The sequence below is a fragment of the Dyadobacter sp. SRI_021 genome (genome assembly GCF_057586235.1).
In genome coordinates, this window is record NZ_JBYCZM010000046.1 from 1 (window position 1) to 847 (window position 847).

The following is an 847-nucleotide window of genomic DNA, read 5'->3' on the forward strand; positions in this document are numbered from 1 at the left end:
CCCGACAGGTACCACGATTACCAGCGTAGAAATCTGGGCATCAACTACCTCGGATACCTTCCATAACCTGATGGGCAAGGCAATCGCCGATGCCAGCCAACCCGGTGTTTACAAGCTGTTGGCTGAAGAGGGTAGTGCCGACGGGAAGTGGCCGGCAGCTTTGCTGGATCCGGGTACCTACCGCTTTTATGCCAAAGTCAAAACTGCAAGCACTACGTTCACTACCAGCTATATTACCGTCACCTTGACAGCCCCTGCTGTGACAGGTTGCCCCTCACTGACAGCCAGTATGCTCTCGCCGGCCAATAACGCGAGTGTGGTAGGAACGGCCAGCACGACGACTGCTGGCAGGGTGATCACTGCCCTGAGCGTATCGACTTGTGTACCGACAGGTACCACTATTACGAGTGTAGAAATCTGGGCATCAACTACCTCCGATACATTCCATAACCTGATGGGCAAAGCAATCCCTGATGCCAGCCAACCCGGTGTTTACAAACTATCGGCCCAGGAAGGCAGTGCCGACGGGAAGTGGCCGGCAGCTTTGCTGGATCCGGGTACCTACCGCTTTTATGCCAAAGTCAAAACTGCAACCACTACGTTCACTACCAGCTATATTACCGTTACGTTGACTGCTCCTGTCACAGGTTGTCCCTCGCTGACGGCCAGTATGCTTTCGCCAGCCAACAATGCTAGCGTAGTGGGGACGGCCAGCACGACTACTGCTGGCAGGGTGATTACCGCGATCAGCGTTACCACTTGTGTCCCGGCAGGTACCACGATTACCAGCGTAGAAATCTGGGCGTCGACTATCTCGGATACATTCCATAACCTGATGGGCAAGGCG

1 protein-coding gene is annotated in these 847 nt (G+C 54.8%); it reads left to right on the forward strand.

Features of this window, described 5'->3' with window-relative positions; translation table 11 throughout:
- On the forward strand, positions 1 to 847 hold an 847-nt coding region (locus AC2YIT_RS32200), incomplete at both ends, for a hypothetical protein (RefSeq protein WP_487281949.1).